Source organism: Bacillus sp. FJAT-27916 (genome assembly GCF_001183965.1).
Classification (GTDB): domain Bacteria; phylum Bacillota; class Bacilli; order Bacillales; family Pradoshiaceae; genus Pradoshia.
This window is the reverse complement of the sequence record NZ_LFZV01000001.1, coordinates 1,464,672-1,487,101: the sequence shown is the minus strand read 5'-3', so window position 1 is coordinate 1,487,101 and position 22,430 is coordinate 1,464,672. Positions and strand designations below refer to the sequence as shown.

The window sequence follows — 22,430 nt, the reverse complement described above, 5'->3', positions numbered from 1 at the left end:
GCGTTTCCTTCTCCAGACGCAATCGTGAAGTCGTGTTTCGTGTCATCTGTTTTATAGCCAGCCAATCCTTGTGTCTCTTGAGCATAATACTCACCGTAGGCCAAGCCGCTTAATGTCACTGTTCCTCCTTCACCTGTGATGACCTCTTTCACTAGGTCCCCACCTTCGGTGTAGATACCGAACTTCACTCCTTTTAAGGCTGCTCCTGTTAAGTCATCGGTCTTTTTGATTGTTACGCTTCCGACACCCTTATTTTTGATTTGAAGAGTGACTTCTGCTTTTCCTTCTCCAGACGCAATCGTGAAGTCGTGTTTCGTGTCATCTGTTTTATAGCCAGCCAATCCTTGTGTCTCTTGAGCATAATACTCACCGTAGGCCAAGCCGCTTAATGTCACTGTTCCTCCTTCACCTGTGATGACCTCTTTCACTAGGTCCCCACCTTTGGTGTAGATACCGAACTTAACCCCAGCCAGGGTATTACCTGTTAAATCATCAGTTTTATTAATTTTTACAGACCCAACACCTGTGTTAGTAACTTCACAAGTGATTGCCTTGTTAGAATTTACAATGACATCTTCTATCTCCTGCTTAGCATAGCCTTCTGGAACTTTAGTTTCTTCAATACGATACGTTCCATATTCTAAATTTGCAAAGGTTACTTCCCCTTTAGAGTCGGTAGTATCTGAAGAAATTTTTTGATCTTCCTTATCACCTTTTAGATAAAGAGTAAATTCTACTCCTTCTAAAGGTTTCTTAGTTAATTCATCGATTTTTACGACTTTAATAGAACCATCATTTTTCTTGTATGTGTTTGTAAAAGTTACATTTGTACCATCTTTTGTGACAGATACGTCTGCAACTTTGACATACTTGATGTCATCTTTTGTTTCAGATGTGACGGTTGCTGAACTTTGGCCAACGACCGCTGTAGTACCTTCATACTTATAACCAGCCTCTGTATAAGCACCGCTTGGATCTTTTTCCAGTACGGTGTACTTACCTACAGGAAGCTTCTCGATTGATAGGCTCTTTTTTTCTGGATACGAAATACTCTCATTAGCAACTTGTTTATCATTCTCATCGAGTATGATAAAGTTAAAGGTTGCAGAGTTGTCATCAGATTCAACATCAGCTACTTCTTTCGTCACAGTCAGAGTACCAACAGGGATTTCCTCCCAGATTGCTGTCATTGTGACGTTTTTATTTGGCATAGAGAATGTCTGATTTGGCTGCATAGTGGTAACGCCATCGTAACCCTCATAAGTATATTTCCATCCAGCAAAGGTGTATCCCAGAGCCTCAGCCTCTGCAAGTGCAGCATCAGCGGCAGCTTCCACTGTAACCACGGAGCTGACTAAATAGCTCTTCTCTGCAGGAACGTCAGTATTAATCTTACCTTCTAAATCGCCCCAATTGTAAGTAACCTTATACTTGGTGTTGTCCTGTCTAACATCCAACAACAGCCAATAAGGATCTTTTCGACTGGAGTGTCCAAAAGCAGTCTTGGTGATGCCGTCATCACTATCTAGCATGATAGAGGCAACTGTTGCACCTTCCATAACTTCTGCCTTAGAAATAGCATTACCGGAAGCATCTGTCTGGCAGCCATACTTATCACCACAGACTACCTTATAGCTGTGCAAATAATAGCCTGGAGTGAATGTGATAAGAATACCATTTTCCACAGCTTCTCCTGTTGTAGATGAATGTTCACCTTTAGTCAGTGTCGTACCATTGACAGACACGGTTGCACCAGTCACAGTACCACCTTCGGTCATACTATCATAACCAAATTCATCTTTTTCGTTGTAATATCTTTCGTCAGGCTTCATACCGGCTCTTGCGGATGCATTGAGACTTTCGCTTGAGCTGTCATCTGATTGAGCGGCTGCCTTAGAAGATGATTCATCTTCAGCCTCTTCATTAGAACCAGCTGTCTCGTCAGCTGCTTTCTCTGAATCTGTTTGGTTTTCAGATTCAGTAGTTTGTTCTTCAGTTGCTTTCACTGTACTTTCTTCTGAAGCTGCTGCTACCTCTTCTTCAGGCTCTGTTGCTTCTTCAGACACTACTTCTTCTTGGGCTGTGATCTGAATCGCAACAGATGAAGTACCTCCATTCTCAGAAGTTAAGGTCGCTGTGCTGCTCCCTTTTTCGTTTGCAGCGACATTGACCTTAAGTGTCTTGCTGCTGCCTTCCTTCCATGTAAAACTCAAGGTTTTGTCTTGCTGGGCTACGATGTCAATATTCCCTTGACCATCCGCAATGCCCTTAATGCTTAATCCGCCGTCAACGGTGAATGTAAGCTTACCAGAGTCTTCTCCTATATCAGACAGTGTAGCTGTCAGCGTGTCGCCTTCTAGAGCTTCTGTTTGATTAAAGCTCAATGCAACATTCGTATTTTCTGCGCTGACATACTGTGCGACAGGAGACAGAACAGTTTGTACAAGAAGAAAGACAAGTGTCAGAATGGAGAATGCCCTCTTCTGCCAGCTCTTCTTCTTGTAGGTCTTCGTCCTTGACGTCTTCATTGTTCACACACCCTTATGAAGTTTTTTTTACTGCTGTACTGCCTAACACTCCTTTTTTTCTTTATAGGCATCGCCTCTTTTTTGTCATATTGGCTAAAATATTTTAAAATAAATATAATTAAATAATATTTAAAAATAATATTTTAGCCTTCGACCTTATTATAAAGATTTTTCTAAAAATTTTCACTATAAATAACATTGGTAATTATTATTTTTGTATAAATTTTTCTGTAAATATATTATTAATTTGGATGTTCTCCCGATTGTTGCCATTACGCAAAAAAAGAGCATGAAAACATCGTTTCATACTCTTTTATGTCAATAACATGACTATTCATTCAAGATGAACCTGCTGCATGATAAGAAATAAGATAAAGACGTAAAACCACTCACGCTTATTTGATGTTGCTCTAGGAGAAATTCCTCTAAGACAAGTAGTCTTCAAATCTGCTGTTCGTTATTTTTTAAAAGCTGAATACAAATCCCTGGTATTGAAATGGATCCTCATTATTTGTTCATACAAATAGTCCAAACTATATTTATGTATGTTTCTTGAATAGCCCGAGTGTCGAGGAGAGCTTGTGTAAGAAATCCCCTGCAACTACTTTATCTGCAAGAATGGTTTCCGCATTTCTCTCAAGACTGACCCAAGACGCCATGAGGCCTTTGATAGCACTCGTCTGTTGCTTGTCCTTCACCTTTTCTCCCACTTCCTCCAAGCATTCGCAGAAGAGAGAGACATAACGAAGAACATCCTTTTCCCTGATTTCCTCTCGGTCGTAATGGATCAGCATCGTATGCGCCGTTGGTTCCAGCTTTACGAACTTAATCCCGATCATAGAACGGAGCATCGCTTCAATCGCCGCCGGGTCATTGACCTTTGTCAACAAAGGGATAAATAATTGTATTCTTCCTGGGATGGAATGAAGTATGGCCGGCTTTTCACTCAATTGGTACTCCTCCTTTCAATCGTAATCCCACATTATTATAGAGCCTGGCCGAAATATAAAGCAATGACCAAAAAGCCTGTCTTCTAACATGGCTTGTCCCCTTCACGATATGTAAAAAGCTTAAGGTTAATTGCAACCATAAGCTTAAAGGCTTGTTCATTCCCCTTCATGTTCAGCAACCAGTTCAGCCTTTTGGGCCACCAATTCCTCCATCGTCGATTCAGCTTCCGGAACATCATCATAGCATTCTTCATATTCGTCCACTAGATGAGTCAAGTCGCCGGTGTTATGCTCGTAAAGGCGATAGCCAAACCGCACCAAACACCGTTCCTATCATAAAGCCAGCTAAGAATTCTTTATTCAGTGCCATAATCAATATCTCTCTGTTGCTAATCGTGATATAAGATACGGAAGAAAAATTATCTCACTATAATTTGATTCCTAAAATGAATTGCGATTCACGATTATTCTTCCTCCTCATCTTCGGATAGATATTTCGTTTTCTTTAAGATGAGTTCATTTTTCTCTGTATCATAATAATAGATTTTTAATTCGTAACCGGTATAAATACCAAAATAACCATCACCAAGATCCACCATTTCCTCCGTCCCCGTTTCACTGATTACCTCTATCGGTTCATCCGGTACCACGATCTCATCCATCCTCCCGCAGCTCCCGAACAAAATGACGACCATGATGATCAGCAAAGTATTATTAATCCGTTTCAATTCAAATGATAGCTTATCCATTACACGCCTCCCTTTCCTGTTCAGCCTACCTAATTATCTTATCACACAAAAAGGGATTATTTACCACACAATTCAATCATTTGGGGGTACTGGATTATTTTTGATATAATAAAGACAGACCGGTTGGTATGGAGGTGCCTGTTTGTTGGAAACAAAATCACGAATCATTGAAACCGCTACAGTCCTTTTTCAGCAAAAGGGCTATAAAGGAGTGGGATTAAACGAACTCCTCCGAGAATGCAGCATCACGAAAGGCTCACTATACCACCATTTCCCGAACGGCAAGGAGGAGCTGCTCATTGCATGCCTCCATTCATTGAACGAATCAATCACCAGCCAAATTGAGGACATCTTCGCTCAGCATACGAGTGCGCTTGTAGCCGTTACGGCCATGATTGACATGCTGATCGCCCAGTATGAGGAGACAGGCGCGATTACCGGCTTTACCGTCAGCAGCATGGTCAGCGAGATGGCTAGTTTAAGCGACCCGGTTCGTGAGGCGTGCGCCCAATTGTATGAGAACCTGCAGGTCATCTATTCACAGAAATTAATGGCCGAAGGATTCACAGAAACAGCAGCACAGACAACCGCTGTCAGCTTAAGTGCCATCATTGAGGGCGGCATGATGCTTTGCCTTGCCCAGAAATCGGCTGAGCCGCTGCGAATCGTCGCAAATATGATTACCAAGATGTTAAGGGATTGACAAAGGAACGGCAATGGACTGCCGAACAGAAAAGACGGCTATTCATCTATAATTTTATTAATATACGGTTACTTGGAAAGAAGGTAACCAACAGGGAGGCAATATTTATATGTATTCGATTGGGGAGAAGGTCTTTTACGGAATACACGGCGTATGCATCATCGAAGATATTCAGGAGCAGAGCTTCATGGGGCCAAAGGCGCCTTACTACACCTTGCGCTCCTACCAGAATGAGTCACTGCAATTATACCATCCAGTAGAATGTGAGAATTCAAAGCTATCGCCTATCATTACGGCTAAGACAGCTGAGGAGATTCTTCAGGTCTTCACGCAGCCTGCAAGCGAGTGGAATGAGCGTCCGACATTCCGCAACCATAAATACCAGGATGCACTGGACTCAAGTGATCATTTTGAGATCGCCCAAATGGTCAATACGATCATCCGCAGGAAATACGAGCTTGCCGCGATCGACAAGAAGCTCCCAAGCCAGGATGCCCAGACGCTTATGAAGGTATCCCCTATCCTCTATGAAGAACTAGCCCTCAGCCTCGAGACAACAGCCGAACGAATCGCTAAACGGATTGAAGAGCTGATCCGCCAGAACCCTTAAGAAACGAACAAAACCAGATTCCCTGTTTGAGAATCTGGTTTTTTCATGGTTTCTTATAGTTTTTCTACATTCGCAGCTTGAGGACCACGTTGTCCTTCTTCTACCGCGAAGCTAACAGACTGGCCTTCTTCTAAAGTCTTGAAGCCCTCGCCTTGAATCGCAGAATAGTGCACGAATACGTCAGAACCTGCTTCGCGCTCGATGAATCCAAAACCTTTTTCTGCATTAAACCATTTTACTTTACCTTGTTCCATATCTTTCTTTCCTCCTAGTGCCATAGCACATAAAGTGTTACTATTCCTGCTCAGGCGCTTTAGATCATGTGAATCTAATACAAAAGAACAAAAAATAATACTCTTTAAGTATAATGTGAAATCGCTTCCAAATCAAAGGAAACTTTTCGCCACTTTTCGCAAAAGATAGAAGATTTTTGTCGTTTTTAAACGAGTATTTAGTAGATAACAGACTATCAAAAAACACCCTTAACACTTGATATGACTAGTTTTCAAGCCTCATAAAAATAATAAATCTCCTAAAGCGATATCCTCGAACCCTTCGTATCTAACAAATTTGTCATCGAAGGCATAGACCCGGATAAAGCTCACCTCAAATGCCGGATACGGCCTCAAGCTCTCCCGAACCTCCCGCTTCATCTCTCTCAAGCCTTCTTTCGGTCACCCCGCTTGAGATTCCGCCTCCATAACTCTCCTTGCCAAGCGTCAGGTGAGGGACGAAATCATCCAGTTCGATAAAGCGACTGATCAATTCGCTTGAAGGCGAAACCGCATGGACAATCTGCCGATGCAGTTCGACTAACTACTCTGACTGCACACCCAAATAGAGAACGGTCTCACCGAAATAAGCCGGACCATCCAGCGAGACGTGAAAAGGCTTGAACCGCTGACAGACCTTCCGAACCGTTCGAGCCAGGCTAAGTCTTCCGTTAGGCCGCCTTGCGCCTTTACGGAAGTATGGGGCTCCACCCCTTACTTCGCGATCCACCGGTTCTGAATCGCTCAATCCGCTCCCGATACGAATCCGGCAGCACTTGCCGATGAAATATTCCATACCTGCTACCATCCATCTTCCTTACCATTCTCTGTCTTTCAACTCTTCATCTAAAACATGTCTTAAAAACGGCCATTCCATGCGCCCATCAAACTCCAGAAAATCAGATACTGACTGTGCATCTGCCGACACATATACCATGGAGGCGAATTGAGTCGATCCCTGTTTCTTCCATATCCTTGATAAAAAAGACATCACCCCCTGTAAAAGGAATGACATCTTTCTTCAAAGGAAGCACAATAGGAGTCTATAGACTCTTGGATAGATGCTGAGACAGCCAGCAAGAACCATTGGAAAACGGCCTAGATACGCCACTTCCTTTTCAATCTCATTACAAATCATGTAAGAAAAGCTGCCAAGCAAATTGCACTAATCATGACGGCTAGACTGATAATACCTTGCGACGACATATGAAACAAACAGATTGATAGATTCCATTTCTCTTCTAGGACTTTCAAGGTCCCCGCATAAATAACACCAAGTACACTGAGGATAATTAATATGCCATTGACTTTTTTCATCTTCTCTGCATCATCTCAAGATGGATTTCAGGGAGGTGATTTCCATAATTTCACTTAAGCTTCCCTTTGCTGAAAATTAATCACATACTTATTGGATAATAAGATGCAGCCACATGCAGTCAAGACTAGTCCGCATAAAAGGAATATATAATTGGTCGGTAATACCAAAGCTAATAATGCTCCGACTATGCTTCCTGCAGGGGTAGCCACATTATTAAATGTCGTTAGTGCCCCCATGACTCTCCCCATCATATTCTCCTCCGTCATCGACTGGATCATGGTAATCTGATTGACATTTAGAATACCTGAAAAAGTTCCAAATGAAAATATACAGACGAAAAATACGCTTGAATTATCGAAGAATACCAAAGGAAATAGACATACCCCATTCCCTAACCAAGCAAAGGCCACATAGAATCCCGAGGATTTAATAAAATTACAAATAACAGCTCCAACCAGGAACCCAACAAAAAAGGAGACATAAATAAAACTGTAGAAAAAGGCCGAACCATGTTGCATGCTAATCGATGGAAGCAAGATGATTAGGATGGCCATCACGCTGTTGGATAGCGCACAAAATGGGAGCAATATCCGCAAATATCGATTATCCTTAATAAACTTCAAGGCCGTACGTAAATCCGTAAAATGATTTTTAACCGTAAATTTTATTTGCCTTTCATCCTTTTTAAGACGTTTTGATAATAGGAGATATAGAATTGAGCTAAGGAGTATGAGGATAAATGCAATATGAAATGAATTCCTGCTTCCCAAAAAGCTAATCAAGCTTCCCGCCAATAGGAATCCCATCATATTTACAATCTGGTCAGTAGTACTGACTAAGGAATTGGCACGATTCAATTCCTCTTTCCGAGTGACAATCTTGGTTATTAATGCATTATCAGCAGGATAAAAAACAGAAGACATAACCGATGCCAAGAAAACGAGAATTATCAGAACCACTAACATCCAACCATCAGTAGGGGAAATAAGAGAAATCAGCAAAATAAACACCGCTTGAGAACCAAGAGAAAAACCAGCAACCTTTGCTGGTTTATAGGCATCAATAAGCGGACTTAACAGAAAGCTAAATAAAGCTGCACCCGTGATAACCGCATAGGTCAATCCTGTTAAGGTACTTGAAGAAGTATACATTTGTATATACCAAAGAATTCCAATCATATAAATACTATCTCCTATGTTCGCTAACATCCTAGAGGATAGAAATAATTTAAATCCTCTTAAACCAATAACGTTTTTCACGAGTAGTCACTCCTGTATACTCCTTGAGTAAGATAATCAAATACATCATACCCAGACCAAGTATGCGGATACTTCGATACTGCCTTTTCAATAACCTCAAATACTTCTCTTGTCTGATTCTGGATATTTTCTTTATTATATACCCCAGATGGGTAAATTGGATCTTCAAATATAATTTTTATCTTTACTCCCTCAGTTCTAACATTGTAAACAGGGACAATAGGGATATTATACTTATGACTAATCGTTGAACTGCCATGCGGCAATAAAACTTTGACTCCCAAAAGTTCCATATAATCACTAGGCCCTAAACCTAAAGAAACTTCAGGTAAAATACATACAACATTTCCTTTTCTCGCATCTTTGAACAACTCTTTCGTGATAAGAGGAAATGGTTTATCATCCATATCATCTACATACCTATATTCTATATTATTTATTTCAGGCATATATATATCCTGTATTTTTTTCACAAGAGTCAATGGTTGCTCTCCTGCATATAGAGCAAATGTGTGATTACCGAATTCTTTGGCAATATAATTTAAGAGGATTTGGTACAAATCCATATGGAAACCATTTAAGATGACATTGCCGTTTTTTTTCAGTGCATTTTCAAGCTTTTCCTTTCCTTCAAAAACCACATTTTCCTTTACAAATTCTTCCTTACCAAAATTTAATAAGTGAATCCCATAATACACCGGATTTTCGTAATAATCCCTGATAAAATAGTTGTTAGCCACATTGTGCCTATCTCTACTTGAACAGCCTATATTCGTAGATAGTACATTCTTAAGAATTTTTTTATAATTTGTCGTTCTTTTTTCAAGCGACATATTATTTACTGAGATTTCACGTACTTTTAAGAACTCTTCTACTAAACCTTTTGTATCCTTATGTATTTTTGCCATACTTTTGTAATAACCATAATCTTCTACAAGCGATTCAAACAGGAAAGCATTCTCTGTTGGAGGAGCAATTTTACCTTCGATCATTTATTATCATCCTTCCTTCTTCGACCACAAACTTTACAATCCTTTGTTTGTTTCTCCAATGTAAATTCAATTTTTAAATTAGATATATCTATCTCTCCTATCCCATTAATAAGTGAAGGTTTTGCAGTTGGAATAAGTATTTTTAATGCTTCCAAAGAGTGAATTGAACCGATTAATGAAGAAATAGATGCAATACTTCCCGCACTTGAATGGTGGTTACCGAATTTAACCTGTTCTAAGTCTTTCAATTCCCACTCATTATTCTGATTAATACAATTCCAACACATCGTTTCACCCGGAATAGTCGTATTACCCAATCTACAAACATTACCTCTATAACCAATCCCATTCATATTTGTCATTTTATTTTTACAAGCATATCTTGTTACAATCATTCCGGTTTCATAAGAGTTGGGTTTATCAGCACAATTAATAAGGAGATTTGCAGGTAGCGGAATAATATTCAGATCTGAAACATCATTAATATATGTTTTGAAAATATTTATAGATAACTCAGGGTTAATCTTTTTCAATTTCTCCATTAGAACTTCTACTTTATATTTATCTATATCTTCTGAGAAATATAGAGCCTGCCTGTTTAAATTACTCAATTCAACTACATCATTATCAATAAGGGTTAAAGTCCCTACTCCCGATTGAGCTAAATTATAGGCAATCCAACTTCCTACACCACCACAACCTAAAATAACAACATGCGATTTTTTAAGATAATCTTGGATATCAGTCTTAGTAACATCCTCATTAGTATATTGGCTCAAAAAGTTTATTTGTCTATCTAAAAATTCGTAATAGTCATTTTGTTCCTTATCCTCATTTTCTTCAATTATGTTATTCTGAATTAAATTAAGAAATACTTCATCAATATTCTTATTTGATATGTCATATTCCGATAACATTATTTTGGTTATATTTTCATAAGATTCTTTATTACCTATTAATTCCAAGAGTTTGAGTGTTACTTTATTTACTTTATAAACCAAACGTTTCTGCTCATTCATGAATACAATATGTAAGTCTTGTTCATTATTCGTATAAAATTTTACGGAATCAATAAATTTATAACTTTTCATACTCAATTTTATGTTCCCTCAATAAATATTCACTGAGAAGCTTAACATTTTTAATTTCATTAAAATCAATTTTATAAGGGAGTTCTGTTCCAATTGTATCCTCAATATTTAGAACTAATTCTACAATATCTAGTGAATCAATCTCTTCTATACTTAAAAAATTGGTATTAACAGAAATTTCTCCTATCTTCTCTTCATCTATGTCTAATTGAGCAAGAAATTCTTTAAAAGTATCCAGTAACTTTTCTTCCAATTGTAATCTTTCCATTGATATCATCCTTTCTTTTATTAAATGTACACCGCGTACAAATCAATACACGGTGTACGTTTCATTTACATTTTTAACAATTTGCATCACATGTTTTTGCTTCTGATTTAATTTCTATGAGTTTAAATTCCATTAATCTCACCTCCCTAATTTTTCCCAATGTTTCATTGGTAATTCAGATTTTACAGTATTTTTAGAAAATTTAAAACAATCATTATTTAAATAATAGGTTTTATAAACTTGCACAGAAAGTCATCCTATGCAACATACCGCCTTTATGCATCTCCTTACTAACCTACACGACAAAATTTATTCTTTTAGTTATAATCTCTACAAAAAATTGACAATGATTATAGTTATTACTTTTTTCACAACATGAAACCTCAACAAACCATATTTAGAATGTATATGTGCTACGAAGTTACTCCGTCTATTTCACTCATTAAAGGAGAAATATCCCTAAAGTAAATTATTTCCTTTTTATACCTTGTGCTAGCTATCCAGATCGCTCGTACTTCTAAAATGGAGGGATATGAAATATTTTGACGATAACCTTTCTTTCTGGTCTTACGATAAACAGTCCTTATCCTTCTAGATAAAGGTAACTGTTACTCTGGTTGCATACAAAGTTAAGCTCACCAAAAATCAATTCAACGGAACACATTTACCATCTCTGCCTTACGGGAGAGATGAAAAAATAAGGGGTTGAGAATACATGCATTCGGTGCTGCATCCTAAAAGTTAGAGTGAAAAACAACTAACTTTTTTTGTATGGCAAAATATAGCGATGAATTTAAATTAAAAGTCGTGGAAGCATACTTAGAAGGTTCTGTGGGTATTCACTAGTAGCTAAAAGTTTTTATATGCCAAGCTCCTCTTCAATTTTACGATGGGTACGTGCATACAAAGAATTTGGCAAAGAAGGTATACACAGGAAAACCACGAAAGATGTTCAATTCAAACTGAATGAATTAGAATCCATGAAAAAGTCAGACTCTTCTTTCCAAGACACAGCGATTGAATTTAACATGAATGATTTAAATCTAATTTTGGATTGGCACGGAAAATTTTGAAGGAAGGTGTAGAAGGCCTAACAAAAAATTCGAAGGGAAATACGGATACCGCCATATTTATTTAGCATTAAGGATGCAAGGTTATGTGATCAATCATAAAAAAGTGCAGCGAATTATGAGAAATTTAGGCTTGAAGTGTTTCAAATTCAGGCGTAAATCTCGCTATAACTCCTATAAAGGCCATGTGGCGAAAGTAAGTGGCGGAAAATCCCCTGAATCGCAGGTTTCATACGCCGTTATGTCTTCTAAAGCTTGCGACAGATATGACGGAATTCAAAGGGGGTGAAAAGCTTTATTTAAGTTCCATTCTAGACTTATATAATGGTGAAATTATTTCTTATGGGATTTCAAGAAGACATACATTAGATTTCATTTTAGAGCCACAGGATCAAGTGGTAGAGACCATTAAAAACGAAGCCGAATATCGAGCAACCATCAGATTATGGATGGCATTATCAGCATAATAGATGGGTCAAAACATTAACGAGATATTGAATCTTTCAGAGTATGTCTAGAAAAGCCAACTGTACAGACAATGTGGTGATGGAAAACTTCTTTTGCATTCTGAAACAAGAAATGTATTATGGTGAAATTTAGTATTCTATGATGAGTTAAAACAAAAGATTGATGAATATATCGATTACTACAACAACAAACGCATTAAGCAAAAATCGGCTGGTCTAAATCCTGTACAATTCCGACCTCAAACCAGCCAATCAGCAGTATAATTAAAAACTCTAACTTTAAGGAGGGCACTACCTTCTAAATCCCTTTTATCTACAGTCTGAACATATACGTTTTTATTTTTCTTTAAAATTTATAACATCGTTAAAAGATCTCGAAACACAGCGGTAGGTTGTACAAATAACTTTTCAAATGAAAACTGCTTGCTCATAACTCCCTTTGTAAAGATAACCAAATCATGTTCCCGATCCAACTCAATCTTAATGTCCTTAAAATTATACTCCTGAATCGTTGTAGCTTCATCAAGCTCCTTTGAATCTAAGCGTATATGGACATTGTCAGAGACCCTTCGCAGCATCTTCCTCAAAATCATTTCTTCCTTCGATTTCATGTAAAGCTCCGGTAATTCCTTCGCCTCTAGTAACTGAGTTAAACTGGTAATCATAGTATTGGAAATGCCATATTGCACCGGAACTATAACCGATTTTAAATTTTGCCATATATGAACGCTGAAGATGACATGCTCATTCTCCACTTCAACAGACTCAATTGCCCCGTACTCCTTTATTCCATTCCACTCGGCAATACCCGCTTTTACATAAAGGGCAATATATTTCACTTCTTGCCAACCTTTTTTCAAAGCTGATATAGGCGTTTTATATCTTTTTGTTCGAATATAATCCTTATGCATCTCCTGTGAAGAAACCAAACCGACCAGCACTTTTACCATTAAGGAAGACTCCCACTCTTCCTTTGTACCGATTGGTAGAATTCCTTCCTTCTGCAATTCTTCTGGACTTTTCTCAATTAATCGATCAACAAATTGCTCTACCATCTCCGTCGCATTCGGCAAGAACGGCAAACCACCGATATTAACGCGACCTATACTCTCGTAAAAATGATGACTCCTGTATTCGTCTTCATTATTCCAAGGGAATAACACATAAGCACCAAACGCAGTACGCTCATACGGTCCATTTAGCGAGGAAACAATAGCATCCCGGTACCTGTGCATCGTGTTAATATCATCCTCCATCGGACCGGCAGTCTGATAATTCCTCTGATAATAACTGTCTGGAAGTGCATAATCGATGCGATATTTTGCATCAAAAACATAGTTATAATCATATGCTTTACCCTTCTTCTGAATGCTAAGCATTGTATCCGGCCTTTGCGAAAGCGTTGGCAGCTTACCAGGGTATTTCTGATAAACGAGCTCGATCCGTTCATGAGTGACTGGATGTTGGAAAATACGTGTTGCGGACTTAGTTTTATCGAGATTGACAAACAAACCACTCCTATCAACCTTCACAATCGTCTGATCAAGCTGCTCATACTTCCGTGCGAGTATTTGGCCAAGCTTCAAGAACGTCCAATATTCATATAGTGTCGCAACATCCTTGACCGACATTTGATAAGTGGAATTCCTTAATATTAAGCCTTTCGAAATCGTCAAATATAATTGAAAAGCATCTCGATAACCAGGTGCCATTTGTAAAACAAGGCTCGATGATAAGGTTGAACGTCGGTTAGAAATTGTTCGCCAGAATACATTCTTTTTTCTCTGCTCAATCTCCCGAATCATTTGTCGGACTCGACTGATTAATTCCACATCGATCTCTTCTGTTTTATTCCACTTCTTCATTTGTTGCTCAATAGACTGAATCAAATCTTCCAGTTTATCCACGAGTCGGCCCATCATCCATTTCACATACCGGTTTTCATTCGTGTCATAAACGATCTCTTTCTTACCCTTAATTCCAGAAGTAGGCATGAGGTTTCGTCCATGTATAGGTATACCATCTTTAACATCCACCCAAAGGTTGGATCTCTTCTGCAAATATCTCCTTGTCGTAGAGTCCATCTTTCCAAGCTGGTCACCCCTAACTCGATGATATTCCTGTACGAGTGTATGATGGGGCATCTGTTCAATACGCTGGATTGCTTGGATGAACTGATTATAATGCTTCCTAATTAATTGATAGAATTCTGTCTGACTCGGTGTACCATCAAGCTTGATTCCAGCCTGTAAATAGGTCTTCTTAATAAAATGAAAGGCTAAATTATAGATTTCCTCATTCACTTCATCAAGCAAACGACGATAATCCTTCTGGTAATCAAGCTTTGTGGGAAATATCTCCATCGTCACAGTCACCAGGGTTTGGCCATCTAATCGGATTTCAAAGCTTGTTAAGCCTACCTCACTTTGGAAGTTGAGATTTCCTGATAGGAAAGTCACTTCTGGCATCTCTGTCTTCTTGATTACCTTCCTTAATAAGGGATGCTCATGATAGAAACTGATCTCTTTGCCCTCTTTCGGGAAAATCATTAACGTATAGGATCCATTCTCAAAAAAGATCGGTCGTACTTGGTTTTCTGATGAAAGTCGCATATTATCTATATCGAACACCTCGGCAGACAGAATCCCTTCCCCCTGCACGGCAAACTGCATGACATCGCGATGGTCCATCTTCTGATACTGTTTCAACCCGATATAGCGTTCATGATATGGCTTTCCTTTCAATATGAGTGAGAAATCACGATGATCGATCTTAATTAACTCAGTCTCATCAGGAAATCCAGAAAGAGGTAAAGCCATCATCCTTCAGCCTCCCTAGCATCTCTAGCACTTTCTTAGCACTATAAGGATATAGAGAATTCTCCGCATCCAGCATTGGCTCTCCATCTTCCATATACTCCTTATTGGTCAGAACACGGAATAAACCAATAAGCATATCCTCTACCCGTTTGTCACTGCCAGCAATGCGTGGAAGAATCTTCTGTAAAATACAATGATCTAACGCCTGTTCCTCACTCATAAGCTTGCCTTTCTCATTATAGGCAAGATAGAAACAAATCTCATCCCTGACCCGGTAGCCTACATGAGCATTCATCCGCTGTAATTCCTGATTGATCCTCTCCAAGAATGCAGTGGTACGCTTGACCAATTCAGGATAGCTCGGAAAAACATCTTTCAAATGTAGATATTTTGCATTCAGCACGTCACTCTTAATAGGTAGAGGCGCTACCTTTTCTAAATCCTTCAGAAAGTCTAAGTTTGAGAGCTCTACTCGGTTAAACTCGATTGTATTCGCCCGGTCGAGGACTTTCTTACTGAAAGGGTGAGTCGTCTCATCCATATTGACCGTACCGATTACATATAAGTTTGATGGCAGCATCAGATCTTCCTCATACTTAGTAATATCTTTAGAAAGCAAGACAGATGTAACGAATTCATTCCCTTTCCGCTTGCGGCTTTCCATGATACTTAGGATATCACTGAAGTAATGCTCAACCCGAGCAAGGTTCATTTCATCTAACAAGACAAAATAAGGATACTCGGAATTCGCATCTGCCTCTCTAATAATCTTTGTAAGAGGACCTTCTTTAAAATCTCCTTTTATGTCCACATAACCTAATAAATCAGAGCCATCATTCCAATCTGGACGAACTGGAATAATTGTCAGTTGGCCATTTTGCTCGTTGGCTCCAAGACTTTCAGCAAACCATTGGACCATTTTGGTTTTTCCTGTGCCCGATATACCGGAAAGGATGACAAATGGTTTGGTCTTAAGGGATAAAAATAGATTTGAGACTTCTTCTTCTGAGTAAAGGAAGCCTTTACTTCGTATGTATGAATGAATGTGCGATGATAGGTGATTATTACTAATAGATTGACCTTCCTTTATCATAGCATCGGAATCTGATACTAACTCATATCGCACTTGTTCAGTGTCCTTTATATATTCCAATATATCGATTACCTTTTTGAAATCAGAACTTTGCTTCTTTAGAATTTCAATACCTTCATCTAACTTATAATTTTGAAAGATACCTTTATGTTCTTTCTTTAATCCTAAATAATGCAAAATACTCATTGATGTAAAACCTTTACTTTGATTTGAATCTAAACCCAGTACATCCTTATCCAAATTACGATGTGTTGCCGAGTCAAATAAATATAAATATACAATCTTAGCCCTCAAATTAATATCATAGGCATTAAATTCAGAACTTCTATTACTTGGTTCAAGAATCGGGACATATATATTCATATTAACCAATCTCACTCACCTATCTCTCTCAATTATGAATAAAAGAAAAATTATTTATTGAACCTCTAAGTAAGACAAATATAAAAAGAGCATAACTGTTTTTATTATGCTCTTTTTTCTCTTTATATCAATTTATATACTTCCGAATTGCTCTTTTTTTGCGTCTAAAATTCATGTCTCCAACTTATCAGTCGTCCCATAAAAATCACTCTTCAAATCATGCTCCATATTTTCATTGAAATTATTTATCCCTAATAATTGATTCTTATTTGGCAATGTTCCATGAATCTCGGAAAGCAGCCAAAAACAAGAGTCTTAGAAGATGACCACTTATTTTTGGATAGATATATCAGGAGTAAAATTATTTAGGGATAAAATATGCTCTTTTTATAGGCCATTCTAAAAACACCAGACAATTTTCTTGAAACTCCCGCCTGTATTTTGCAGGCTGCCATTGCCCTTGATAACGATTGTGTAAACCAAATAAATCATTGTCTCTACAGTTTCTTTGACTGAAATTAATTGATACAGCCTCATTTTATTTAGTAATGCCTAGAATATTGGATTCGTATAATGAAACCCATAATCAGGATGGATAAAGGCACCTCCGCCAAATGTTATGGCTCAGTCATAACTTTCGTACCGTATTCATGGTAATGTAAAGAAGAAGCGAATTGGATACTTCTTAGGAAAGAATTCCCCCCGCACCTTTAAACACTGATAAATAAGTACATTCCTTTCTAAGCAAAACAACTAGAATGACTCAATTTTGAGTCTGTCCTTATTGTTATGAGTAAAAATTGTTATAGCATAAATAATTTTGCGGTTATGAATTCTTATGTGATACTATTGGAATTGTTTATAATTCGCAACAATAATCGATATAAGTACTGTATCCGCTTTTACAATTTATTAATAGCATCGATATCCAATACTTTAAATTGGTTTTTAGGAATTTTCACTACGGTACTTGACCCTCCTGCCATATTTGTACCCCCACCACCCGGCACCCATGAAGCATATTTCGCTAATCTTTCAAATGTAATAAACCACCAATTAACTAAATTTCTATCTTCTGTGTTATCTATTTCTCTTACTATAAATAGAGAGTGCAAATTACCTCTTTTAGAAGCATAATATGCTAACTTTACAAATGGACCTAAGTCCAGACCAAAATATTCTCCCATTTTCTTATCCACAGCTGGTGTCTTCTCTTTTATTTCAATTGGATATGTAAATTGATTTCCCCATAGAATCCCATCTACATCTGAAATTTCCTGCATATATTTACTTTGAAATGTTACCCTTAAGTGCTCTTTTGTAAATTCTTCAGGTATTGCATGTGAAGGAATTGGAGAGACATCTGTATTATATCTCAAGAAACTATAGTTTCTGGTTCTTTCAATAAATCCATTAATATTATTCGGAAAATCTATATAATTCTGTTGGGTAGGAAGTCCTAACTGTATAGCATTCCATGAGATTGATTCAACATTATTATTATCAAAAACCGTGGGAACACAGAAGTAACCTTTTATGCCAATTTGGTGAAAAGTAGAACAAATGGTATGTAATCCATGTGATGGGTTAGGTAATCCTCTATTAGGCGAGTAGTCTTGATTGGGTAGTATCGTTTCAGGAAAAAGCACTATCGTTTGCTCACCAAAATTTCCTTCCCCTACACTTCTTGCAATCCATCCCCCTACAGATATCCTATCTCCAAAGCCTAATGTATCTAAATATTTCCGCAAATCAACTTCTGCAAGCAGTCCATTTAATTTATTTTGATTTAATTTGCCTGTATTATTACTAGTTATACTATTAGATAAATAATTTCTCATTATTTCTAAAGATAAAGTATTCATAATAACCTCCCAGCATAATCTTCCTACTCGTCTGGAGATAATTCCTAAAAACTAAAGAAAAAAGTTATAAATTACGATTTTCTATAAAGGAATATAAAATCAAATTCGCTTACCTTCCATATAACTTAGTTTATAGTACAAAAACAGCCCATTTCTCCTTATTTTAAACACAAGAGACCTTCAAGGTCTTATACGAAATATATTTCTTCCGCAAATTGTATAAACTTTTCAACCGTCCATATGCGATCTCGATACTCTACCGGATACATTGAATGGTATGGTTTTGGTACAACAAGGGTCACATTTTCGTCAGCCATTTCATCTAATTGATTAGAGGATATCCCTTGCTGTAATGTCAAAAGGTGCTTTTCTGGAATTCGATTTGCCTCATTCAAAATCTGTCGCCATCTATCCTTACAAGTAGTTTTACAACCTAAGAAGATTAAATCACTTGCTTGATAGTTCATATCTGCATAAGCAGCATTAGAGGGTAAAAGGAAGTCTGGTTTCTTGTTTCCTTCAGATCTACCTGGATGAGCAAATGGTAGACTGAAGGATCTAAATAAGAAATCTACATGGTGTTCCAAACTCTTACCCGCCCTACTTTTACGGCGATTAAGAATTGTATTAGCTACTGCAACTAAAGGCTCTACTTCCCCGAATGGTTTTGTTAAATACTCTTGATATAAGTGTCTTTCTAGAACCTTAAATGTCGAGTATTCTGTTTTCACCCACTCAAGTATAATTTGATCAGGTGTAAATTGTTTTCTTCTATAAACTTCATGATGTATCCCTCTTGCAATTGTGGCCATTTCAAAAGTAGAAGGGAAATCATCGAATATTAGCACTGCTTCTTCTATTTCCTCTTCTAACCTCTTTGAAAGGTCAACATCTGACACTTTCCCGTCATCATAGACTGCATTATTATGCATTAAATTTAATAAAAAAGTTTCAGTAAAGTCCTCAATCTCTGATTCTGTATCTAATATGTATACCTTGAAATCTACATTACTCATTGGTAAGAAAACAATAAGGTTTCCTACTTGCTCGTCTTTATTAAATGGTGAATATGCCCAAAATCGTGTTATTCGGTATTCATTCCGTGTTCCTCTTCCATAATAGATCACACGACTATCAAAAGGATAGTAACCATCAATATGTATTTTGACAAACTTATGTTTATTTTCTCCTTTTACTCCTGCTTCATCAAAAAAGATATGCCAAGCTCCCTTTGCTATGTGTAATCCTTCTTGGTGTGCGTTCGTTAATCCTACATCATTCGCAGTAATGAATTTACAATAAAAGCGGCCATATCTCTTGGCCGCCTCTATCAAACCACTTAATTTTTCTGAGTTATTTTGTAGCATACTCCAATCGACCCTCTTCCACAGTGTCTTCAATTGTTTCGTCTCGTTCAATTGCTTGTATCATATTTGCTGCAATTAAACGAACGACAGGCACAGCTACACTATTTCCAAATTGTTTCCATGCAGCAGTTCGACTCACTACAATCTTAAATGTTTCGGGAAATCCCTGCAAACGGGCACATTCACGTGGGGTCAATCTTCTTGGATTTCTCCCTTCACCCTGTGGAATTAAAATCTCACTTCCATCTTTATAATAACGGGCAGAGAGTGTTCTTGAGTATGAATCTAAATCTGCTAAACCGTAACCAAAACCATTCCCCTTTTTGCTGTGCTTTTCCTTGTAGGCTTGAAGGTAAGACCAAAGCTTATCTGATAATGTAAATACATCATCCACCTCTTCCTCTAAAATAGAACGTAAAGGTGGTCCATCTTTAGGGATTTCTGGAAACTCAAACTTTAATGGTTTTTTAAAACCTACTATATAAATACGTTCACGGTTCTGAGGAACGAGTCCTTTAGCATTTAATACTTCATCGTAAACGGTATAGCCTAATTCTTCTAATACATTTTTTATTACTTTAAAAGTTTTACCCTTATCATGGCTTCTTAGATTTTTAACATTCTCTAGCAGAAATGCTTGAGGCTGTTTTTCTTTTATAATCCTTGCTATATCAAAGAATAGAGTTCCTTGAGTTTCATCCAGAAATCCATGCTGTCTGCCTAAAGAGTTTTTCTTAGATACACCCGCAATACTAAACGGCTGACAAGGGAAACCCGCAAGAAGAATATCATGATCTGGTATTTCTTTTTCATCAACTTGTCTTATATCACCAACTGGTTTTTCACCAAAGTTTGCTTCGTAGGTTTCTTGGGCTTTCATATCCCACTCACATGAGAAAACACATTCTCCATATTCTTCAAATGCTGTTCGTATTCCACCAATTCCTGCGAACAAGTCAATGAATCTATATAACATATTATTAATCCTCCTTCAACTTGTTCTAGTAAGCCAATTATATCAAATCTTAATTACTTTGGGTCGAAATTTGTGTTAAAATACTATAGTTACTTTCTTACAATACCCTACAGGAAAGGGTGAAACAAGTGGCAAATGTAGCAATTTATTATCAAAAATATGAGGAACAAGATACTGAACAGGCGGTCTTCAAAGTCAATAAATTGATAAAACGACTAGAGACCCTTCATGTAATAAAAGGTGTTTTCTTGGATAACTACAATGAAAGCAGTGAATTATTGGAACTTCTTAACTCCTCATTATCAGATTTAGATTACTTATTTCTAAACAAACCACTGGAAAATGAATTTGATAGTCAATTATTTGATCAATTATCCAAAACTGAAAAATTTGAAATAAAGTATTTTAACGAGGTATAGCACATTTGCTATACTTTTTTTACTCCAATAATTTATTTAGTAGGATATCGTAAGACTTTTAATACACGAAGACAGAAGTAAAAAGGCTCTTCTACCACTTATTGGAGCTACTATCTATATTTCGACATGTTCCCAAGTAATAGTCAGACAGGCAAAAACAGCTTACAAAATCGAGATCGCTTTGTGATTTTCCAAACGGTTCATATTATATATCAGGATGGTAATCATTCTATTAAACGCCTAGCAGTACAATTTGATTTAGTGAAATGTATTTATTATTTTCCATAATGTTAATGTTCAAATGGATAAATGTTATAAGTAATGGAAGAATATTTGAGTGGCGCCTATTCGAATTGCTGGATAAACACTCGATTTCTGACAGATTATTTTAATGAAACGTGCTAAAAACAATTACGTGGGGAGTAAAGTAACCACCAAAACATTATGTAGGTAGCGATTGAAAGGTTGAAGAAAGCAAGCCAAAACAAAGATAAATTGTGAATTAAAGTCTAACAGAATCTATTATATCTCTACATAATCATTATATAGTATTTAATAGCTACCGATTAAACACTTATAGCCCCTTGTTGAACAAAAACTCTGATTACATGTCAACTATTGGCGTGGATGAAGTACATTTAATGATGTGTAATGATATTCTGAATGGACTATACACATGAAACGGATGATTAGTCACTACTTATGAACTTTGCTAAACTACGAATATAGCCATCTATTTTATAAACTTTCCCAGCTAAAACTCTTTTTTTATATCTAAGATAGATTTCTCCAACCTATCAACCGTTCCATAAAAATCCCGATTCAAATCATGCTCCCACACCCGATAAATATGCCAGCCCTTCCTATGATAATAATCAGTAACCTCCTGATCATGCTCCTTATTCCGGTTAAACTTATTGATCCAGAATAGCTGATTTTTATTAGGCAAGGTGCCATGAAGTTCACATGCATGCCAAAAACAAGAGTCAATAAAGATGACTACTTTATATTTTTGAATGGCTATATCCGGAGTTCCATATAATGATCTTACATTTTTCCTAAACCGACCCCCCCTTCTCCATAGTTCTCGGGAAACTCTGTTTTCAAGTTTTGTCCCTTTCCCATGGATTGACCCCATTATTCTCTTTCTTGTTTCATCTGACATTTGTGTATACATATAGTATCACATCACGATCTAAGTATTTCCTATTCTTTACCCGCTATCTGTAAAAATCACACAAGCCTCTCATT

At 37.3% G+C, this 22,430-nt stretch carries 22 protein-coding genes and 2 pseudogenes; 6 read left to right on the top strand and 18 right to left on the bottom strand.

Annotated features, from left to right (window positions below):
- The 4 genes from AC622_RS07115 to AC622_RS07105 form a co-directional block, all read right to left on the bottom strand.
- Positions 1-2,528: MSCRAMM family protein (locus tag AC622_RS07115; protein WP_269431776.1), on the bottom strand; the 2,528-nt coding region annotated here is incomplete at its 3' end.
- Positions 2,529-3,067: 539 nt separating this feature from the next.
- Positions 3,068-3,478 (bottom strand): HMA2 domain-containing protein, encoded by a 411-nt coding sequence (locus tag AC622_RS07110; protein ID WP_049670429.1) that lies wholly within the window; start codon positions 3,476-3,478, stop codon positions 3,068-3,070.
- Between the two features lie 156 nt (positions 3,479-3,634).
- Positions 3,635-3,796 carry a hypothetical protein gene (locus tag AC622_RS20990; RefSeq protein ID WP_156185580.1) on the bottom strand — a complete coding sequence of 54 codons (162 nt, stop codon included), beginning with the start codon at positions 3,794-3,796 and terminating at the stop codon, positions 3,635-3,637.
- A 146-nt stretch (positions 3,797-3,942) separates the two neighbouring features.
- On the bottom strand, positions 3,943-4,227 hold the full coding sequence (locus AC622_RS07105; RefSeq protein WP_049670428.1) for a hypothetical protein: 285 nt from the start codon (positions 4,225-4,227) through the stop codon (positions 3,943-3,945).
- A 142-nt stretch (positions 4,228-4,369) separates the two neighbouring features.
- Between AC622_RS07105 and AC622_RS07100 the strand changes: the two genes are divergently transcribed.
- Together AC622_RS07100 and AC622_RS07095 are read left to right on the top strand one after the other, a co-directional pair.
- Positions 4,370-4,930: a TetR/AcrR family transcriptional regulator gene (locus AC622_RS07100; protein ID WP_231589492.1), complete on the top strand. Its 561-nt coding sequence runs from the start codon at positions 4,370-4,372 to the stop codon at positions 4,928-4,930.
- A gap of 109 nt (positions 4,931-5,039) precedes the next feature.
- A complete protein-coding gene (locus tag AC622_RS07095) occupies positions 5,040-5,540 on the top strand; it encodes a CarD family transcriptional regulator (RefSeq protein ID WP_049670427.1) in 501 nt (166 codons plus the stop codon).
- A 53-nt stretch (positions 5,541-5,593) separates the two neighbouring features.
- Here AC622_RS07095 and AC622_RS07090 read toward each other — a convergent pair whose 3' ends face one another.
- The 8 genes from AC622_RS07090 to AC622_RS07060 form a co-directional block, all read right to left on the bottom strand.
- Entirely contained in the window at positions 5,594-5,794 is a 201-nt protein-coding gene (locus tag AC622_RS07090; protein ID WP_049670426.1) for a cold-shock protein, read from the bottom strand.
- 352 nt (positions 5,795-6,146) lie between these two features.
- On the bottom strand, positions 6,147-6,305 hold the full coding sequence (locus tag AC622_RS21360; protein WP_231589491.1) for a hypothetical protein: 159 nt from the start codon (positions 6,303-6,305) through the stop codon (positions 6,147-6,149).
- A 51-nt stretch (positions 6,306-6,356) separates the two neighbouring features.
- Positions 6,357-6,620, bottom strand: a complete 264-nt coding sequence (locus AC622_RS21355) for a 2'-5' RNA ligase family protein (protein WP_231589490.1) — start codon at positions 6,618-6,620, stop codon at positions 6,357-6,359.
- A gap of 9 nt (positions 6,621-6,629) precedes the next feature.
- Positions 6,630-6,803, bottom strand: a complete 174-nt coding sequence (locus AC622_RS20985; protein WP_156185579.1) for a hypothetical protein — start codon at positions 6,801-6,803, stop codon at positions 6,630-6,632.
- 380 nt (positions 6,804-7,183) lie between these two features.
- Complete coding sequence (locus tag AC622_RS07075; RefSeq protein ID WP_269431800.1) at positions 7,184-8,338, bottom strand: MFS transporter; 1,155 nt, start codon at positions 8,336-8,338, stop codon at positions 7,184-7,186.
- Between the two features lie 47 nt (positions 8,339-8,385).
- Positions 8,386-9,381 carry an LpxL/LpxP family acyltransferase gene (locus AC622_RS07070; RefSeq protein WP_049670423.1) on the bottom strand — a complete coding sequence of 332 codons (996 nt, stop codon included), beginning with the start codon at positions 9,379-9,381 and terminating at the stop codon, positions 8,386-8,388.
- Complete coding sequence (locus tag AC622_RS07065) at positions 9,378-10,472, bottom strand: HesA/MoeB/ThiF family protein (protein WP_231589592.1); 1,095 nt, start codon at positions 10,470-10,472, stop codon at positions 9,378-9,380. Before AC622_RS07065 ends, AC622_RS07070 begins: the two co-directional genes overlap by 4 nt.
- Positions 10,459-10,740 carry an acyl carrier protein gene (locus AC622_RS07060; protein ID WP_049670421.1) on the bottom strand — a complete coding sequence of 94 codons (282 nt, stop codon included), beginning with the start codon at positions 10,738-10,740 and terminating at the stop codon, positions 10,459-10,461. The genes AC622_RS07065 and AC622_RS07060 overlap by 14 nt, the downstream gene beginning before the upstream one ends.
- A 1,053-nt stretch (positions 10,741-11,793) precedes the next feature.
- Here AC622_RS07060 and AC622_RS21640 point away from each other — a divergent pair.
- The 3 genes and pseudogenes from AC622_RS21640 to AC622_RS21635 form a co-directional block, all read left to right on the top strand.
- Entirely contained in the window at positions 11,794-12,099 is a 306-nt protein-coding gene (locus AC622_RS21640) for an IS3 family transposase (RefSeq protein WP_082197054.1), read from the top strand.
- Complete coding sequence (locus AC622_RS20595) at positions 12,011-12,277, top strand: hypothetical protein (protein ID WP_156185578.1); 267 nt, start codon at positions 12,011-12,013, stop codon at positions 12,275-12,277. Before AC622_RS21640 ends, AC622_RS20595 begins: the two co-directional genes overlap by 89 nt.
- Before the next feature lie 153 nt (positions 12,278-12,430).
- A pseudogene (locus tag AC622_RS21635) lies at positions 12,431-12,541 on the top strand (IS3 family transposase); the annotation flags it as partial.
- A gap of 89 nt (positions 12,542-12,630) precedes the next feature.
- Here the strand turns inward: AC622_RS21635 and AC622_RS07045 are convergent.
- The 5 genes and pseudogenes from AC622_RS07045 to dcm form a co-directional block, all read right to left on the bottom strand.
- On the bottom strand, positions 12,631-15,099 hold the full coding sequence (locus AC622_RS07045) for a restriction endonuclease-like protein (protein ID WP_049670420.1): 2,469 nt from the start codon (positions 15,097-15,099) through the stop codon (positions 12,631-12,633).
- Positions 15,068-16,213, bottom strand: a pseudogene (locus AC622_RS07040) (McrB family protein); the annotation flags it as partial. The gene AC622_RS07045 and the pseudogene AC622_RS07040, both read right to left, overlap by 32 nt.
- A gap of 1,241 nt (positions 16,214-17,454) precedes the next feature.
- Positions 17,455-18,417 (bottom strand): hypothetical protein, encoded by a 963-nt coding sequence (locus AC622_RS07035; RefSeq protein ID WP_049670419.1) that lies wholly within the window; start codon positions 18,415-18,417, stop codon positions 17,455-17,457.
- Between the two features lie 188 nt (positions 18,418-18,605).
- A complete protein-coding gene (locus AC622_RS07030; RefSeq protein ID WP_049670418.1) occupies positions 18,606-19,784 on the bottom strand; it encodes a type II restriction endonuclease in 1,179 nt (392 codons plus the stop codon).
- Complete coding sequence (gene dcm / locus AC622_RS07025; protein ID WP_049670417.1) at positions 19,771-20,760, bottom strand: DNA (cytosine-5-)-methyltransferase; 990 nt, start codon at positions 20,758-20,760, stop codon at positions 19,771-19,773. The genes AC622_RS07030 and dcm overlap by 14 nt, the downstream gene beginning before the upstream one ends.
- Before the next feature lie 128 nt (positions 20,761-20,888).
- On the opposite strand from dcm, the gene AC622_RS07020 reads away from it, so the two are divergent.
- A complete protein-coding gene (locus AC622_RS07020) occupies positions 20,889-21,179 on the top strand; it encodes a hypothetical protein (protein ID WP_049670416.1) in 291 nt (96 codons plus the stop codon).
- A 754-nt stretch (positions 21,180-21,933) separates the two neighbouring features.
- Here the strand turns inward: AC622_RS07020 and AC622_RS07015 are convergent.
- On the bottom strand, positions 21,934-22,344 hold the full coding sequence (locus AC622_RS07015; RefSeq protein ID WP_331456702.1) for a very short patch repair endonuclease: 411 nt from the start codon (positions 22,342-22,344) through the stop codon (positions 21,934-21,936).
- Positions 22,345-22,430: the final 86 nt, after the last annotated feature.

Bases quoted from the DNA above. Each gene is read 5' to 3' on its own strand.
- AC622_RS07095 (WP_049670427.1), top strand. From the start codon at position 5,040: ATGTATTCGATTGGGGAGAAGGTCTTTTACGGAATACACGGCGTATGC.
- AC622_RS07075 (WP_269431800.1), bottom strand. From the start codon at position 8,338: ATGTTAGCGAACATAGGAGATAGTATTTATATGATTGGAATTCTTTGG.
- AC622_RS07030 (WP_049670418.1), bottom strand. From the start codon at position 19,784: ATGCTACAAAATAACTCAGAAAAATTAAGTGGTTTGATAGAGGCGGCC.
- dcm (WP_049670417.1), bottom strand. From the start codon at position 20,760: ATGTTATATAGATTCATTGACTTGTTCGCAGGAATTGGTGGAATACGA.
- AC622_RS07035 (WP_049670419.1), bottom strand. From the start codon at position 18,417: ATGAATACTTTATCTTTAGAAATAATGAGAAATTATTTATCTAATAGT.
- AC622_RS07070 (WP_049670423.1), bottom strand. From the start codon at position 9,381: ATGATCGAAGGTAAAATTGCTCCTCCAACAGAGAATGCTTTCCTGTTT.
- AC622_RS07090 (WP_049670426.1), bottom strand. From the start codon at position 5,794: ATGGAACAAGGTAAAGTAAAATGGTTTAATGCAGAAAAAGGTTTTGGA.
- AC622_RS07045 (WP_049670420.1), bottom strand. From the start codon at position 15,099: ATGATGGCTTTACCTCTTTCTGGATTTCCTGATGAGACTGAGTTAATT.
- AC622_RS07105 (WP_049670428.1), bottom strand. From the start codon at position 4,227: ATGGATAAGCTATCATTTGAATTGAAACGGATTAATAATACTTTGCTG.
- AC622_RS07060 (WP_049670421.1), bottom strand. From the start codon at position 10,740: ATGGAAAGATTACAATTGGAAGAAAAGTTACTGGATACTTTTAAAGAA.
- AC622_RS20985 (WP_156185579.1), bottom strand. From the start codon at position 6,803: ATGTCTTTTTTATCAAGGATATGGAAGAAACAGGGATCGACTCAATTC.
- AC622_RS21355 (WP_231589490.1), bottom strand. From the start codon at position 6,620: ATGGTAGCAGGTATGGAATATTTCATCGGCAAGTGCTGCCGGATTCGT.
- AC622_RS07065 (WP_231589592.1), bottom strand. From the start codon at position 10,472: ATGAAAAGTTATAAATTTATTGATTCCGTAAAATTTTATACGAATAAT.
- AC622_RS07015 (WP_331456702.1), bottom strand. From the start codon at position 22,344: ATGTCAGATGAAACAAGAAAGAGAATAATGGGGTCAATCCATGGGAAA.